Below are 16,994 nucleotides of genomic sequence, written 5' to 3'. Positions count from 1 at the left end.
CCGGCCCGACCTGAGCACGAACAATAACCAACGACAACATCAGGGGGTCAAGATTCAGACGTCGCCAGGGGGTCAGGATTCGACCGTCGTTGACAGACTGCCCTGGTACCGATAATCCGAGCCGAGGCCGGCGGTGGCACCAGCCGCCCGCTGCACGCCCGCGGTGGCTGGCGTGTCGTCACCATTGTCGTCAGCTTTCGATCTGCCTCAACCATGGTCACTCGGTGCCGAGTCCCGACGAAGACATCCCAGGAGTTTTGATGTCAAGCGGCGGGTTCTTGGGCCGGGTGGGGCCAGGCGGTCGTCTCGTTGTAGGGGGTGCCGTTTTTGAGGCAGCCATGGAGGATGCCGACCAGTCGGTTGGCGACCTGGCGCAGGGCGGCGTTGTAGTCGACGTCGCGAGCGCGTTGCTTGTCGTAGTACGCGCGGGCGCCGGGCGAGGCGTTGATGGCGTTGGATGCCTGGGTCATGAGGGCGTCGATGAGCCGGTCGTTGTGGATGAACCGTGCTGCGACGAGCTTCTTCTTGCCCGAGGCGCGGGTGATCGGGCTGGTGCCCGCGTAGTTCTTACGGGCCTTGGCCGAGGCGTAGCGCTCGGGGTCATCGCCGAATTCAGCGAGTACCCGGGCGCCGAGAATCGGTCCCAGCCCCGGCTGAGAAACGATGACCGGGGTGGCCGGGTGCCGGCCGAAATGCGCCTCCACCTCCTTGTGCAGGAAGGTGACCTGCTCATTCAGCGTGACCAGGACGGCGATCAACGCCCGCACCGAGGCGGCGTAGGCCTCGGTGACCGCTGCGGGCCGGTCCAGGTGATCGGCGCGGAGCGCGTCCTGGATACGCAAGACGCGTTCGGTCAGATCACCGCGGCGGCGAGCTCGCTTGAGCGCGGCGGTGATCTGGCCGGTGGTCAGCTTGGCAGCCGAACCGGGGTCGGGCGCCTTGGCCAGCAGATCCAGAGCCTCGGGCGCGTTCAGGTCCGCAAAGGCGGCCAGCGCGGCGGGAAAGTAGTCGCGCAGGGCGTGGCGCAGTCGCTGGAGTTGGCGGGTGCGTTCCCAGATCAGCGTCTTGTGCGCCCGCGCGACGACCTTGATCGCTTCAGCCTGGTCGCTGTCACCGGCGACCGGCCGCAGCTGGTGGGCGTCGGTGCGGACCATGTCGGCCAGCATGTGCGCATCGGCCGCGTCGCTCTTGGCTCCGGAGACCGCCAGACGTTCGCGGTAGCGGGCCGCCTGCAGCGGATTGACCGCATACACCGTGTATCCGGCCGCCACCAGCGCGGCCACCCACGGGCCCCGGTCGGTCTCGATACCTACGATCACCTCGGCCTCGGCGGCGTTATCGCCGAGGTGCCGGCCGATCAGGGCGTGCAGCCGGGTCATGCCCGTCACGCCTTCCGGAAGTCGCGCTTTGGCCAGTCTGCGGCCCGAGGCGTCCATCAATTCCACATCGTGGTGAGCCTCGGCCCAGTCATCGCCGACGAACAGTCGCACCGTCTCTCCCATCGCCGTCACCGCTGGTCAGCAACCTGCGGGAGAACCATCGGCGACCTAATGAAACGGTGCTCATCCCCACGGCGGGGAGGCACGACATCCCAGCAGCGATCAACTCTCCCGACCAACCTGCGGGGGCACGATCTTCGTCAAGGACTCAACGTCCAGGAGGGCCGAGTGCTCACCCGCCGGTGGTCGCTATCCACCAAGGAGTCTGCCGGATGGCCTGCTCCTAGAACTCATTAGGAGGGCTTGGCGTCGATCGCTTCGACCATGACCGGCGGGCACCGAAGTACGCGATCGTCACGGTATCAGCCGCTGCGCGGCTGGAGTGATCTGCGAGGCTTGTTTAGGTCCCGTCGTAGGCCACCTGCAGTCGTGTGGTGCCCTTAGCTGTGTGTAGAAAGGCGTCGCCATGTCCAGCCAGAGCTTCGGCTCCGGTCTCGTCCAGAATGATGCGACTGTCGGTCGCAGTCTTGACCCGCAGGGCCAGTTGGGCGGGGAAATTGGAGCGGATGGTCGTCGAGATGACGTCCGCGCTCGGCCGCTGCGTCGCTGCGATGACGTGGATGCCCGCAGCGCGGGCCTTCTGCGTTAGGCGCTTGAGCAGCGCTTCGATCTGCTTCTTCTCTTCAGGATCGCTGGTGAGGTCGGCGTACTCGTCCAGGACGACGACTATCCATGGCTTTCGATCTGCTTTGTGGATCTTGGCGTTGTACTCGACGAGTTTGCGTGCGCGGATCGCCTTCATGTCCTTATAGCGCTCGGTCATCTCTTCGACGGTTGCCTTAAGAATTTCGATCGCATCGGCGGCGTCCATACCGATCACGCCATCAAGGTGAGGGTCGTCCTCGAAGTCGACAAGCTCGGTGCCCTTAGGATCAACGAGACGGAGCCGCAGGGCACTCTTGTCATACCGGATCAAGCCCCTGAGGATCGTGTCCAGGGCAACGGACTTTCCCGATCCGGTCGTGCCGGCCACCAGCAAGTGCGGTGAGTCCGCGGAGGAGAGGTCAATAGTGACCAGGTTGCCCTCGATGTCGGCGCCCAGTGGGGCGATGAGACTCTCGGGATCGACTGGGCACTGCTGCCACAGCACCTTGGCGTCAACCCCGTACATTTCGTCGTCGATCTTGGGGATTTCAAATAGTACGGAGCCGCGGTCGCTGCGGGTGCGAATGCTGAACCCGGAGGGTAGCGCCAGAGCCAGGAAGATCTCGTCTCGCCGGTTGGTCAGTTTGTCAACGGTGACCCCAGGATGGGGGATGAACCGGAAGATGTAGAAGCCGGGCCCCTCCTGCCACTTGCCGACCTCCGGGGAGGTGACGTCGACCTTGTGGCGGACGAAGACGTCAAGGACCTTGTTGTATCGAAGCCTCAGCTCCTCCTCGGAGAGCCCACCGTGGTGAGCCTTCCGAGGGAAAAGATCCGCCTCGGGGGCAGAGTGGCGCGCAACTACCACTCCCGGCCCGTTTGTTGGAGCAGTCGTTCCGACAGCCTCGGCAGGTGCCGTCGGTTCTTCCGAGGTAGGAATGATGGTGGAGATGTCTGTCGAGGTGGTCTGGGCGGCGGGGTCAGAGACCTTCACGGTCCCGCCGAGGTCAACAAGGGGGTCTGCGTTGGCGGGGTCCTGATTTGCCCGCAGAGCGCCGATGAGGTTCAGCAGCTCGTGCTTGTTCAGCCTCACCAGAGCGTGCTTGCCGAGGCTTCCGACCATCGGAGCCGGCTGGTCGTCCTCGGCCGAGATAGCCACGGCAACGCCAGTAACCTGACCGAGCTGGACATCCGCGGAGCGTAGGGCGTCAAGGACCTTCGCCTCGATCTGACGGTGGTCGTCGTAGCCGATCACGGTACGAGCTGGAAGGTCTGCAGCCCTTAGGACGTTTCCACTCGTTTGAGCGATCGCGGCGGCAAGCTCGTCCAGCCAGAAGGGACGGTCGTGGCGAACCTCGCCATCCGAGCGAAAAGCATCCCTGCATAGGTCGGTGGTGCGGTTGAGTTGTTCCTCGGCCGAGCCGACGTCGTAAGCCTGGCGGAACTTGGACTCGGCGACCAGGACATCCAGGCGAACTATGCCGTCATCTTGGACGGTCAGCACGAAGCGGCCCAGATCGGCACGAGTCTTGAGTCCCCGGCCGAACCAGCGGTGGTGCTCGTCGAAGCTGATCCAGGTGACCAGGCTCGTGTCCCGCGGAGGGACGGGGAACTGCTGGTCAATGACGAACCGGGTGGCGACTAGGCCGACGACTTCGTTGACCGTGGTGCCGATGCCGAGGGAGCGCAGCACGGCGCCAGGGGCCACGTTGCGGCCTACCTCATAGATCCGCTTAGCGGTGCCTTCGGAGTCCTGCGGAGTAACGACCCCGATCTGCTCCAACCGGCGCCGCAGTCGCTGGACGACGAACTGCTGGCCGGTCTGCGAGCTGACAATAAGGGTGTAGGACTCGTTCTTGCCGACACTGGGCTTGACGAGGATGACGTCAGGACGGTTACGCAGGGCATCAATCTGCTCGCGTCCGATGAAACTGTCGAGGGTGACGACCCAGTGGGCCACGCGGTGCAGGGTGGTGAACAAGCCTTGGTGCTGGTCGAACTGCACCTGCATCTCGAAGTAGTCGATGCCGTCGACGCTCTCTCTGGAGACCGGAGAACGGCGGTCGTAGCGCACGCACAGGGTTGACCAGGACTCGAGTGTCTCGTCGGCGGTCTCGGGCAACAGCGCTCTTACGACGTTCTCGCTGGTTTGCGCCAGATTGTGGGAGGCCGGGTGCTTCCAGGAGTTGAAGGAGCCCGACAAGGATTCCTTCTTCGTGCTCTCCTTGATACTGGTCTGGGTGCCGAAGAGCGCCGGGGCCAGGGCGAGGTCAATGGTGTCTTCCAGCTCTGACAGGTCTGCTTCTTGTTCGGGCTCCCATGCTTGCAGGATGAGTTGGACGTCAGGCAGGAAGCTGTCCTCGGACATCTCCGCGCTGGAGAACTGCGGGTCGAAACCCTGGATGATCTCGTGATGGGTTGCTTGGGGAGCCAGCACGACCAGATCGACCTTCAGACGAGGGTTCTTGGCCCGCAATTGCTTTGCCACGCGCATGGGCAGTACGGGGTCGCCGTTGCGATCCAGGAGCAGTAAGCGTAGGCCGTCGAGCTTATGGGGGTAGGTCGTCAGGTAGTCGGTGATGACGCGAACCATCTCATCGATCGCGGTCTCATCAACGCTGGAGAGCCAGTCCTTGGACTCATTGCCGCCGTGGCGGACAGGCGCGTACTCCTCGTGCCCGGCCGATTCCCGCATCGGAATGGCAATCGTGCCGCCGGGCCCGACGAGGATCGCAGGTGTCCCATGTGGGGATATACGATCGATGGCGTCAAAGAAGAGGTCCTCGTTCTCCTGGTTGAGGCTCAGCCCTCCCTCCTTGTTCAGGGCCGTCTTGATGCTGTCGGCGGCCTCCGCGTAGTTTTTTGCCAGCCAGCGCAGCTTCAGTGGGTGGGTGGCCAGCATCATCATGCGATGGTCGGCCAGCCCGACGACGTCGGTCAGGACGACGGCCTCGAGATCTGCGTTCGGGGCGTTGTTGGGGATCAGGGCGGTGCGAGCTGCGCGAAGTATGCCTTCCCATTCACGTACGTACTCGTTGATGTTCTCGGCGTCGAGCCCGTCCGAGAACCGCTTGAAGTGATTCTGTTTGAGGCGCTCCATCTGGCCGGCGAAATGTGATGTGAGTTCGGGCACGGGCTCGCCGACCCGCCAGTGCCTGGGCTCGTTGAACTGCTGAAGGAAGGCGTCGAAGGTCAGATTGCTGGCATGGCCGGGGGGAGGTCTCCAGCCGCGGATGAGGGCCGCCATAGCGATCTGACCAGGGATGCCCAGGGGGTCCCAGCGGAAGCGCCGCTGGGCGGCACCGTCCACCTCGACCAGGATGCGCAGCGGGGCCCACTCGATGTTCGGGTCGAACGGCTCGTCTTCCTTCGGCAGGCACGGCATGTTCAGGTCCAGCAGGCACTCCCTGACCTCGAGAGTCAGGCGAAGTCCGGTGGAGTCCTGGACATCTCGCAGGGTGCGTGCGTGCAGAAAGGCGAACAGCCAGCGGCTCCACTGTCCGGTTTCCTGGTTGCCTTCAAGCCCGACGACGACAGAGCCTTCCTCTTCGTCGGAAAAATAGGTCAGCTCCCGCAGCAGGGCACGCAGTGGGTCATAGACGAATTGAGAGTCCGGAAAGGCGAGCTTTTCCACTTTGCGGCGACATCGCTTGGACAGCAGGTCGGCTAGCGGTTCGGTTCCTCCGACGGGAGCCTCGTCAAGGAAGCGCTGTGCGGATTCCTGATCGCCGCGGTCGAGCGCGTCTTCGATCACCATGTCGTCGTACTCGTTGATCCGCTCTGCGGCGGTCCGCTCGATCTCTTGACGGATCTGCTGGCCCAGGCCGATCTTCTTGGACTTCTGCTCGAAGACTTCGAGCCAGAGGGTCAGGTCCTGCTCGCGGCGAAGCTGACGAGGATCCTGTGGGCTAGAGCCACTGCGGTTGAGGTTGAGTACGAGGCTGCGCATGCGCATTTTGGCAGTCTTGGAGTCCGTACCGATGTACTCCAAGGACTCCTTGCTGAACTCGGTGGTGGCAATGCGGTCTATCAGGTCGTCTTCGGTGATCTCCTTGCCAGTGGGCTGTTTGAAGGCACTGACCCAGACGTTCTTCTTGATTCGGGCGGGCAGCGCGGCGAGCTTGATGGAGAGCCCTCGGTCCGGAAAGAGGTCAAGAGCGGGCAGTGCTGCAGAGATCTCGGGATAGACCGCTTCAGGGGTGTGGACGTGAGTTGCTGCGACTCTCTGCGCGGTTTCGACCAGGAAGGTCGCCCAGCGGTGCAAGGACCGAGGCTCCTCATCGGTGACAGCACGCCAGATCTCCGGGAGTAGGGTGGCCATGAGGGCCGGAACGGTACCGATGCCACCGGCTTCCCGCCACGCTTCTGCCATGAACCTTTCGAACCCGTGCTCGCCAGAAGTGTTGTGGTGGTCCCCCAGGATTGCAGCATCGTCAAGGGCGTTCATGGCCGCCAGCCCCTGTGCGTCCGGAGATTCTCCCCACTCGAAGAGCAGCACCGCCGCACCCTGTCCAAAGTTTCGCCACTTGGTCAGCTGGTCCTGCGGGTCCAGCAGGTAGTCAACCGGTACGCCTTCGATTGGCTCCGAGGTGCCGACCTTGACGACAACCTGACGGCCCGGCGACTCCGACAGCCTCTGGGCGGTTCGACGGAGCGCTTCGGCTACGGTCGGCCGATCGAATCCGCTGACTCGCAGGACGGCACGGGCTCCACTGATGTCGGTGACCTTGCGGAGCGCTTCGTCGGCGACGAACCGACCGAGCGCTCTGATACTACTGTCGGTCACCGGGGCTCCCCTCGGACCATGCTGGTCGCATCTGAATACTGAGTGAGCAAACCGATAGCGGCCAGCTTTTCCCTGAACGCCTTGCCATTGTGGTCAAGGAACGATGAGTCGACCTCGTAGGCCAACGGGCTCGCAGACGCGACCTTGTTCTCTACTACGAGCCCGTACTTCTCGTACAGCAGTTTACAGAACTGGTCGAACTCCATCTCAGTTCCTTGCGAGATGGTGGCGGATACCAGACTCTCGAGCATCGGGGGCTTCATGGTGAAGTGTCGGCGGCCGGCCGTCGCGTTCAGGGCCCCCACAGCGGCTAAAGTCTCGCTGAAGAATGCTCGGGGCGAGGCGACCGCGTTGCCCGCCTCCTTGGTGAATCTCTCGTAGCGGCGCCTCTTGTCCTCGTCGCCCTCGGCTTCGTCGATCATTTCTCGAGCCTGAACGTTGATCGCGTTGACGATGTCGTTACGGAAGCGGGTTAGGCTCTTCTGCGACTCTGTACGCAGCGGGGTTGCCTCGTTGCCGAAGTCCAAAAGGATCGACACCTGACCGGTGGCGCCGAGCTTCATGCGTGCGAGATGCAGCTGGTGGCGCGCCAAGCAGTACGGGACCCAGTGCATGAGGCTCTCGGTGCGCTTGGCTCTGGGGACCGTTGCGATCCGAGCGACGATGTTGCGAGTTCCTTCCCGGAGCAGATCGGGCCACGGGCTGAGATCCTCGTGCAGCGTGATTCCCTTGTCCATGCCCTCCACGGGTGCTTCGTCGTAATCGAAGTCATGCGCGCTGAGGGCTTTGGCAAGATTGCCCAACGGGGTGCCACTGTCCTGCACGAGGTCGGCCATACCCTTTCGAGTCGCTTCCTTGCGGTCGGGATCAGGGTCGCTGCGCAGGACTTTGTAGGCCCATTCCCCGCCATCGCGGAAGAGGTAACGCTCGATACTCGGAGCATTAATGCCAGGGGCAACCTTACCGGCCTGCTTGCGCTTCTTTTCGCTGTTCTTGGAGGAGGCATCGGATTGCTTGATTCGTCGTTCGACTGCGTCGTAGTGGATGAGCTCACCGACGAACGGATAGATGTGCACGCCGAACCAACCGGGTTGGCTACGACGCCCGGGGATTTCGACCAACAGGGAGGAGAACAGGGCGTGGAGCGTTGCCATCGTCTCGGGGGAATCCAGCTCGACGGCCTTGCTCAGTTCCTCGTCGCCCTCGACGATGTAGGCCTTGGTCGCGATCCGCCGGGCCAGGTCGTGCGAGGTCCTTCTATAAACCATATCGGCTCCGCCGTCCAGGAGCCCTGCGAACTTCTCCGGGTTTTCCTGATGCGCCAGGTAGACGCCGCGGGCGATCGCGAGCATCTCGAGCGGGACGTAGAAGCCGCGGCCCTGTCGTTCGAGATTCACCCCGAAGAGCCGAAGGACGACCTCAGCCTTGGAACGATCAGCCATCAGGCGCGCACCGACCTGATCTTATCGCCGACGTCGATCATGAGCTTTCTCATGGTGTTGCCCGCCAATACCTGGATCTCGTCGTCCTTGTTCGACGAGTCGGCCAGCTCTGCCAGGGATCCACTCAGACCGCGGATCTCTGCCTCGTGCTGGACCTCGCTGCGCAGGCCAGCGGCCCACCGTGTGAGCAATTCAAAGCGCAACAGGTCTGCTTCCACCGAGACCGCGTCATGCCCAGGCACGACGGCCGGGATACGGATGTAGATGGCTCGGTTGAGCCACTCGACGGCGTTCTGCATCTCAGGGGCGACGCCCGTCTGTTGCCACTGGGTGACCTGGTCAACAACCTCGACACCCTTGCTTGGTACTCGACGAGAGATCACGGCCGCACGGCCGCGGTGGGTGAAAAAGGCTGGGTCTAGTATCAGGAAATCGGGGTTGCTCCCCGCCCGGTGGATGCCCTGGACGGCCTCCAGCCCCTTGAGAAAGCGGTCTCGTACCCTGGTGTCCGCCGGGTCCCGATTCTTGTCCTGGACAATGACAAAGTCGTCGCCGGCCAGCAGGCCCATACGGGCGAACCGGTCCCTATCGTCGTCGCTGTTGAAGAAGTCAGCTCGCCGCAGGAACGTGTACACGCTTCGCAACTGTTCGGCCTGTTTCTGGGCGTCCCGACTCGTACGGACCTTCTGCAGGTAGCTGCCAGTGTCCGCGGGAGGGAAGTCGCCGGCCGTGTCCGGGTCCAGCCGGTCGTCGACCTGGCGGCGGGAAACCTTGCCGGGGTCCAGTTTTCGTAGTGCGAAGAAGGCAGGTACCAGATGACGCTGTTGCTGTGTCAGCCGGTCACCGAAAAGGGCCTGATGGTACAAGTGAGGTGCTTGCCATAATCTGTTCGAATGTGACCGCTGGTACCTGGCGTGAACGTTCTCGCAGGAAAGGCCACCCGTGAGCATGTAGCTGATCACCGATAGCGCCTGACGGGTCGTAACCACGGCCCCGGTGCGCTCGGCTGCGGCGAACAGGTCCCGGACCGCGGTCCGGCGCTGAGGCCCACGGGTGGGATCGCTGAGCTCGATGCGGTTGGCCAGGATGGGGCAGACTACCCGTGCATCGCAGGTCTCGCAGGACTTCCATCGCGACCATTTAGGCGTCGTCCACTGCTTCAGGACCCACAGGATGAGCCCGCCGTTGGAGCTGTCGGCCGCTACGGATTGGTAGTTGAGGTTGATGACAGTGACTGTGTCGTCGGGGTCGCTCACCTGCCCGCAGAGGATGCCTTGAGTGAGGGTCGTCACCAGGATCTTGGCGCGCCCTGTACCGCCTTTGTCGAGGTTATCGTCTTCAGCGGCGCACTTGCGTAGCTGGCCCTCATTCGCGCAGATGATCGCGATACCCCCATCTGCAGGGTCGAGCAACTCCACGAGCTTGCGAGCGCCGGCCTGCACGCTGAGCTCGCTGAGATCCTTGAGGATGTAAAGCGGACGTCCGCTATGGGTCCGGCCTATGGGGCGGCTGGCATCGCCAGCGTCGGACAACTCGCGGAAGACCGTCTTCCGGGTCTCTGATGTGATCGCCTCGGCATCGCCCCGCAGCCTGGCCAGGAGGCTGGCGCACAGACTTGTCTTGCCATGCCCGGCGTCCCCGGTCAGGACGATGGTCTTCGTGGTTGGGCGTTCGATGGCATCGAGCAAGTAGGTCAGCGTAACGACGGGGAACAAAGACTGCGTCCAGTCCGCCTGCAGCTCGTAGATCATCTCGGAGCTGTCGACGTCGAACGGCTGGTACCGACGTATCCGTTGGACGTGTTTGTTGACCTCTAGCGGCATGCTGCTGTCCTTTGTCGACCCGAGCCGAGAGCGTTGTGAAATTCTAGCGGTGGGGGCCGCTACCGGTAGATCAAATTCCCTGACCGATCGCTGAAGTTTGCCTGGTTCACGCTGTGTGACTGTGTTGGAGACCACGAGGATCATTGATCACCATGCTTGGTGATGAGGCACTCAATGTTGATTGCGATCGCGCTTACGATGTGTGCGACGTGGGCTTTGACGACCTCTGGGTGGCGATGGTTGTTGATGAGTTTTATTCAGGATGCCCGGGATGCCGGCAGATGAGGTGTAGAACCGCTGCGATCAGCGCGTCAGGTTACATTTAGATATCGGTCGACGCACGCACTCATCCTTGATCCTGCGGTGACCGCTCGTTCCGCCAGTTCAGAGAGGCTCGGACCGGTAGGGGATCACGCATGGATGAGCGGTGCCCCTTGCGGGCCAAGCAGAGACCGAAGTTTGAGAGGGCGTCGTTCCCTCGCTATTCGTGAACCTTGCGCTGACTGCGGTAGCTCATCCTCGGTATCGCCCAGGGCGGCCCAGAAGCATGACGTCTTGCTCGATGCTGGTCCCGCAGTTGTCTTAGGGCAGCTCTGTACGCCTCATGTGCTGGGCTACCAACGGGCTGCTCCGGCTATAAACCGTCGGAAATAATGTTGCTGTTGAGCTGCAGTCGTTCGATCGAGAACTTGTTCGTTTCAGCGCTCAGGTGATTTCCGTCAGCCTAGACGGGTCGGCAACAGAAGTGCTGGAAAGGACGATTTTTCTGCGGCCCGATGACCGTCATTTCGACGATTATTCAAACCCGGAAGAGTCACCGCTTTTGGCCGCTATTCGTAAATCCCCTAGCGGGCCTGCTGATTGACTGCCGCGAGAAGGGCGCTCCCCACTGCTTGTGCGATCGCAGGAGGAACAGCATTTCCGATCATCCGACCTATGGAGTTGAACTCCACGCGTTCCCCTGGCCGGACGAACTGGTAATTCTCTGGAAACCCTTGAAGTATCGCCGCTTCTCGCAGGGTAATCGCACGATCTTGCTCCGGATGGCCGAACCTTCCGGTGCCGAAATTGTACGACATGGTCGTGATAGTCGGAGACGGCTTGTCCCATTCCATGCGGGCGTAGACATTCTTGAACGTAGCGCCAGAAGGTCTAGTGTGGCAAGGAGATAGCAGCTCTGTTGGCCAGTCATGCCATGTCCCCCCTGGCCTGGATGCTTTGATTCGCCTCAGGTTCAGAGGGCTTAAGGCTCTTGCCTTATGCAGGCTATCAAGGTCATGCGTTCTCCCTTGAGGAACTGCCGGGAGGCCGGAAATCGCATCTCTCACCGTCGTGAATTCTTCGGGCTTGCGACTACCTCCAGGGACCCGAATGTGTCCGATGCGCGACGCAATGAGAACAAGTCGACGGCGCTCTTGCGGAAGGCCATATTCCGGGCCGTAGCAGCTCTTGAAGGAAACTTCGTAACCAATTTCTTCGAGGGAGTCGAAAAACTCCCTGAAGATCTTGGAACTCGCAATCCGAGGGACATTTTCCATGGTTACAAGCTCAGGGCGAGACTCTTTGACGAGTCGTGAAAATTCACCAAGGAGCGACCATTGCGGATCTGAAGACGTATCTACGCCTCGCCTGTATGGCGAGAAGGGTTGGCAAGGCGCGCATCCTGCCAAGAGGCGTATTGAACCTGGCTCCCATAGAAGTTCAAGCTGCTCTTTAGAGACCGTCCGGACATCTTGCTCAATGAACGGAGCCTTAATATTCTTCTCGAATGGGTATTTGCATCGAGGATCTATATCAAAACCGGCGACTACGTTCAGCCCAGCCTGCATCAGCCCATGCGACAGCCCGCCCACTCCGCAGAAGAGATCTATCGCTGAGATGCGCTTCGCCATGTCGCCCATACTCTGAACTTAGCGTAGATCGCGCGCCTCGTCGACGGGTGGAGGAGGACGACACGAGCTCATCATCGCAGTGCTCCTTGGCTGCCAGCGGCAGCCCTCTCCTGCCCCAGGTCTTGGGGGACGGGAACAGGCACGGCATTGGAGCGCTTGGGGTTCGGTGGGAATACGGAACGTAGTCGGTTGATAGTCGGTACGTGACCTTCCTGCTGACCTACGGTCTGGTCATGTCCTGAGACACCATCCTTCAGGCCTGACCAACCTTATCGTCTGGGCCGCTGTTCACCGGCCCGCACCGCGTTCCGTCTTCGGCGGCCTGGTCCGCGCCTTGCTCAGCGACGTACCACGCAAGAACTCCTGGCAACTGCCGACCACACCGGCCACTCCATCGCCAACCGCTTCGAGCACCTGCTCGCCCGAGCCAAATGGGACGCCGACCCTGTCCGCGACGAGGTCCGCCGCTACGTCGTTGACGATGTCGCCCACCCTCAAGCGGTCCTGATCGCCGACGACACCGCAGCCATCAAACGCGGCGACAGATCCGCCGGCGACGCCTGCGAGTATTGCGGCCCACTGGGCAGGTCGAAACTGTCAAGTCATGCCCATGCTGTTCATCTCTGCCTCAAACTCTATTGATCACGTGCTCGCATGGTCCTAGTTCCGGCGCCTACACCAGACACGAGTGCTGCTCGGCCGATGCGAAACTACGGCCACACCATCCCAGCGAATCTGCGGATGTAGTACCGCCGAGGCCGGTCTGGGGCAGCCGATCGCCTGTCGAGACATAAGAATCAAAGTCGGCGATCGTCCCCGGCTCAGCTGAACACTTCATTACGAGTGAAGCGGAGGACCGTCGTCGAAGGCCGACGCTGCTGCTCAACCGTGCGATGCCGTACGAGACGATTAGGCTACGTGAGGCGGTGGTGCTGTACTTCCCTGCTGTACAGCAGATCACAGCAACCCGCGTGTCCGGTGGCAAGCCGACCCGGAGCGCAGGGCCGCCAGGCCCGAGCACCGGAAGCGGTGCGGCAGCCTTGATCTTCCGCATTCAGTCAGTTCATCAGGAGAAGCAACAGCAATGCGTGCGAGCCCGCAGTCTGCTGAACTGTTTGCTGTTGATGGGGCACCGTACGGCTTGACACATACGTATCACTACGACGCATCGGATGCGCCATCAGGCGATGGAGTCAACTTGGGCGGGAACCCATCAAGATAGGCCGTCTCACTTTCGCCTTTATGCTCAACGGTCAAGCTGTAACGGGTTTTATGGGTGTTAGCTTGGATCGTTATGATGACCGGCTCGCCATCTTTTTCTAGCACCACTTTGGCTCCCCTGCCAAGGGTATCGTCATTAACCACATATTCCAGATGCTGAAGCAGATTTAAAGGAATAGCCCCTACGGTGCAGTCACCGGCGATCCTGATTCCCGTCAGATGTGCCGGACCGTCCTGTGTCTCAATGACGTATCCACGTTCTGGTGCCGCTACCTTGATGGTGTAGCCATTAGGCCGGTGCGACACCGGTTCATCTATAAAGTGCTTCTCTCGGTGCCACACCTCACGCCAAACGTCATGCGGCGTCACTAGCTCGCCGTCGAGTACTCGAATGATACGGGGAGGCGATGGGAGCTTCGGATGGACGATGGACTCAGGTCTATCCATGTTGTTAAATTGCAGGGTAATAGCATCCAGCCGATGTATCTCGAAAACGGTCTGTTTAACAGATACCCATGGCGAGACGGTGCCGTCGTCGACATCCGTGAAGGCGCGCAGGTCGACATCCTTGGCCTTGGCCATTTTTTTGGCTGCAATTGAGAAACCGGTGCGAGATACCGCTATTGCTTTATTGGCGCCTACATCTTCCCGTTTCGTCGCTATTTCTTCTATCCAGCGGACATCTTGCACGGCGTTACGGTCGCGACACTCGATGATGACAAGCAGCTGAACTGAGCCAACGCGAGCACATAGGGATATATCTACCTCTCGAAGCACGCCGGTGATCTTGCCCATAATGAAGTCCGGGGAGGAAATTTCAACGGGAGTGTCGGCGATTAGGCGTTCGAGTTTGCATACGAACTCCTCGAAAGCGCGTCCCTTCTTTTTCACGGAAGCTCCCTTCGATATGTTCGTAGGTTGGCTCAGTCTACGCCATGCGATGCACGGCCAGAGTGCGATGCTTACGTAGGTCCGATTAGGAGGCAGGCTGCAACTTATGATGTTGTTGGCAGCCCCTGGTCGCGTCGAAGGCAACGCGCGGAGTGTTAGCGTGTGGGCGGTGCTGGCCGCGACCGGCCGAAGAGCCGCAGCGCGGCCAGCGACCGCCCGACGCGCGGCAGGCCGCCGCAGGCGGGCTGCCCTTGAAACCGTAGAGAAAGTTCTCATCCGGTCGCTAGACGGACTGCCTGACCTGCAGTTTCGTCGACTTCTCGCCTCAGAGCAGTCTCAGTTGATGCTTGACGCCGTTGGGTCGAAGAAGTGCCACTGTGCCTTCAGCAGCTCGCGTCTGACGCCGGAGCAGGGTGGGCTCTTGGCCGGCGACTGGTCGGTGTCGGTCTCGTCCCGATGGCGCACTCGGAGAGGAAGATGTCGCTGGTTGTCATGGCCTGATGTCTGTGGGCACCGTCCGAGGTGTCGCTACTCAAGGATCACGCGTGGCCACTACTTACTGTGGGGCCACGATGGAGCCCTTGCCCGGCTTGGTGGTGATCAGCTCTCGTTTCCTGAGGGCTTCCATAGCCTTGCGGACGGTCACTCGTGCAACGTCGAACTCCTCTTGCAGCTTCACCTCGGAGATGAGGGTGAGGGGCGGGTAGGTGCCGTCTGCGATGCGCTCGGAGACGACGTTGGCGATCTGTTCCCACTTGTAGAGCCGTGGGTCCCATTCCATCACGGGACGACTCTAGGTATCCCTGGACCTAGCGGCATAGAACAGGCATTGCTAGGAATGCCGTAGACAGGTTAAGACAGGTTGAGTTAGGTTATGGCTATGGCGTTGGTGAGCGACGGTCCAGAGCTCCTCCGGGTGGGGCTCCGCGTGTGCGCTCAGGCCTGCCGCCCCGTGAGGGTGCATCGCGCGGCCAGAGCTGGCTACCGCTCACCAACGCCTCCCCCCGACGTTCGCGACCTGGCCCGGCGTCGCCGATCAGGGCACCCCCCGACCTACGGAGGTTGATGGACCTGTGACCGCGCTCGACGACTTTCACAGCATGCATCCCGCTTCACCCCGGCCCGATGCGCTCCCCGTGAGCTGGTCGTCCCCTCAGCCACGCTCGGTCAGAATCCGCGTCCGGGACTACACCTGCGAATGCCTGCCCCTGGTCTTCGAGCAGTGCCTGGCCGGCGGGCTGGCCTTCGTCCGGCGGCATGACCGGTCGGTCTTTCCTTGGGTCATCACTGAGGGCCCGTGGCAGAGCGTCAGCGACACCGAACTGTTGTGGCGGCAGCTCATGGCCGGGAAAGCGAGGTAGTGACACACCGAATCAACCACCAGCACACACTCAGCGTCACGATTTATCACTGATCTGTGACGGCCATTACCGCAGGTCGAAGGCTGACCTGCGGTTTCGCGCGTCCGCCGACTGGCAGTTTTTCTGCCAGTGACGCAGATCACCCGCCTTATCGTCGAAGCAAGCGACGGCGAGAGGAAGGGGCTCGGACGTGGCAACAGAGTATGTGACGCAAGGCCAGCGGATCGCGCGGGCTCGTCACCGCAAGGGCTGGGATCAAGCAACGCTCGCCGAGAAGATCGGCCGTTCTGTCTCCTGGCTGTCGAAGGTGGAGAACGGACGGATGCCGCTGGACCGGATGAGCGTCGTCGGCCAACTCGCCGAGGTACTCGGGACAGAGGTCGCCGAGCTGACCGGCCAGCCGTACCGACACGAGACAGCCGAACTCGACTCCGGTCACGCGGCGGTTCCAGGACTACGGCTTGCGCTTCAGCAGGCCTCGCTACCCAGTGGCGTCATGGTGTCGACGGCCCGGGAGCCGCGGACCTTGCAAGAGCTGGAGGCGAACGTTCGCCTGGCCGAGCAGCTCCGCCAGGACGCCAAGTTCACCGCCCTGGGTGAGGTGCTGCCCAGGATCCTCACCGACCTGATCGCGATCACCAGCAGTTCTCCAGACGATCGCGACCGGGCCGAGGCGCTGATGCTGCGGGCCTGCCACATGGCGCGGGTGTCGTCGAACCTGCTGGGACACCATGACCTTGGCTGGACGGCCGTCCAGCGAGAACTCGTCGCCGCGCAGCGCGTGGGCTCGCCTGATCTGATCGCGGCGGCAAGCTGGGATCTGTGCGGGGTGTGGCTGCACGAAGCGCAGCTCGACCCCGCCAAGGACGCGGCTCTGTCGGCGCTGAACCAGATCGAGCCGCATGTGAGCGGAGACGACACGATCAAGGCGATGTGGGGCGCCCTGCATCTGCGGGCCGCCGTGGCGTACTCCCGGCTGTGGGATCAGACAGAGGCGGAGGGCCACCTTGCGGAGGCCCGCCGCGTCGCCGAGGTCCTGCCGCGCGACGGCAACGCGTTCCAGACCCAGTTCAACCGCGTCAACACCACCATTCACGCCGTCGAGGTCAGCATGGAGCTGGGCCGGCCGCGTGAGGTCATCTCGCGGGCCGAACACGTCGAGATCGCCGAGATCGCCTCGTCCGAACGCCAGGCTCACTACTGGACCTGCACCGCTGCGGGCTACCACATGAACAGAAAGGAGAACGAAGCCGCAGATGCTCTGCTGCGTGCCGATCGGATCGCTCCTCAGCACGTCCGGAACCGTCCGTTGGTCCGCAACATCGTGCGCGACCTGCGAGACAGCGGCAAGCTGCATCGTCAACGCGAGATCCTCACCCTCGCCAAGGTGATGCGCCTGCTCTGAGTACGACAACGGAGGGCTATCCGCGCATGGCTCCCCACCCATCAGGTAACCCGGGGGCGCTTCGGCGTCCTACCTACACAATGGGGTGG

10 protein-coding genes are annotated in these 16,994 nt (G+C 62.0%); 2 read left to right on the top strand and 8 right to left on the bottom strand.

What is annotated here, in order from left to right; translation table 11 throughout:
* Positions 1-263: 263 nt before the first annotated feature.
* The 6 genes from ACIBQX_RS35120 to ACIBQX_RS35095 all read right to left on the bottom strand — a co-directional run bounded on the left by ACIBQX_RS35120 (position 264) and on the right by ACIBQX_RS35095 (position 12,519).
* A complete protein-coding gene (locus ACIBQX_RS35120) occupies positions 264-1,502 on the bottom strand; it encodes an IS110 family transposase (RefSeq protein ID WP_397012223.1) in 1,239 nt (412 codons plus the stop codon).
* A gap of 337 nt (positions 1,503-1,839) precedes the next feature.
* The gene (locus tag ACIBQX_RS35115; protein WP_397012221.1) at positions 1,840-6,870 is read right to left on the bottom strand and encodes an FtsK/SpoIIIE domain-containing protein; all 5,031 of its coding nucleotides are present in this window, start codon (positions 6,868-6,870) and stop codon (positions 1,840-1,842) included.
* A complete protein-coding gene (locus ACIBQX_RS35110) occupies positions 6,867-8,312 on the bottom strand; it encodes a hypothetical protein (protein WP_397012219.1) in 1,446 nt (481 codons plus the stop codon). The genes ACIBQX_RS35115 and ACIBQX_RS35110 overlap by 4 nt, the downstream gene beginning before the upstream one ends.
* Positions 8,312-10,135, bottom strand: a complete 1,824-nt coding sequence (locus tag ACIBQX_RS35105) for a hypothetical protein (RefSeq protein WP_397012217.1) — start codon at positions 10,133-10,135, stop codon at positions 8,312-8,314. The genes ACIBQX_RS35110 and ACIBQX_RS35105 overlap by 1 nt, the downstream gene beginning before the upstream one ends.
* Positions 10,136-10,980: 845 nt before the next feature.
* The gene (locus ACIBQX_RS35100) at positions 10,981-12,027 is read right to left on the bottom strand and encodes a DNA cytosine methyltransferase (RefSeq protein WP_397012215.1); all 1,047 of its coding nucleotides are present in this window, start codon (positions 12,025-12,027) and stop codon (positions 10,981-10,983) included.
* 288 nt (positions 12,028-12,315) lie between these two features.
* Positions 12,316-12,519 (bottom strand): hypothetical protein, encoded by a 204-nt coding sequence (locus ACIBQX_RS35095; RefSeq protein ID WP_397012213.1) that lies wholly within the window; start codon positions 12,517-12,519, stop codon positions 12,316-12,318.
* Between ACIBQX_RS35095 and ACIBQX_RS35090 the strand changes: the two genes are divergently transcribed.
* Positions 12,421-12,669 (top strand): transposase, encoded by a 249-nt coding sequence (locus ACIBQX_RS35090; RefSeq protein ID WP_397012256.1) that lies wholly within the window; start codon positions 12,421-12,423, stop codon positions 12,667-12,669. The genes ACIBQX_RS35095 and ACIBQX_RS35090 overlap by 99 nt on opposite strands.
* Before the next feature lie 516 nt (positions 12,670-13,185).
* Here ACIBQX_RS35090 and ACIBQX_RS35085 read toward each other — a convergent pair.
* A complete protein-coding gene (locus tag ACIBQX_RS35085; RefSeq protein WP_397012211.1) occupies positions 13,186-14,139 on the bottom strand; it encodes a hypothetical protein in 954 nt (317 codons plus the stop codon).
* A 556-nt stretch (positions 14,140-14,695) separates the two neighbouring features.
* Positions 14,696-14,920: a GntR family transcriptional regulator gene (locus ACIBQX_RS35080; RefSeq protein WP_397012254.1), complete on the bottom strand. Its 225-nt coding sequence runs from the start codon at positions 14,918-14,920 to the stop codon at positions 14,696-14,698.
* 770 nt (positions 14,921-15,690) lie between these two features.
* On the opposite strand from ACIBQX_RS35080, the gene ACIBQX_RS35075 reads away from it, so the two are divergent.
* Positions 15,691-16,905 (top strand): helix-turn-helix domain-containing protein, encoded by a 1,215-nt coding sequence (locus ACIBQX_RS35075; protein WP_397012209.1) that lies wholly within the window; start codon positions 15,691-15,693, stop codon positions 16,903-16,905.
* The last annotated feature ends 89 nt before the right edge of the window (positions 16,906-16,994 follow it).

Source organism: Nonomuraea sp. NPDC049714 (genome assembly GCF_044465295.1).
Classification (GTDB): domain Bacteria; phylum Actinomycetota; class Actinomycetes; order Streptosporangiales; family Streptosporangiaceae; genus Nonomuraea.
This window is presented reverse-complemented; position numbering and strand designations above follow the sequence as displayed.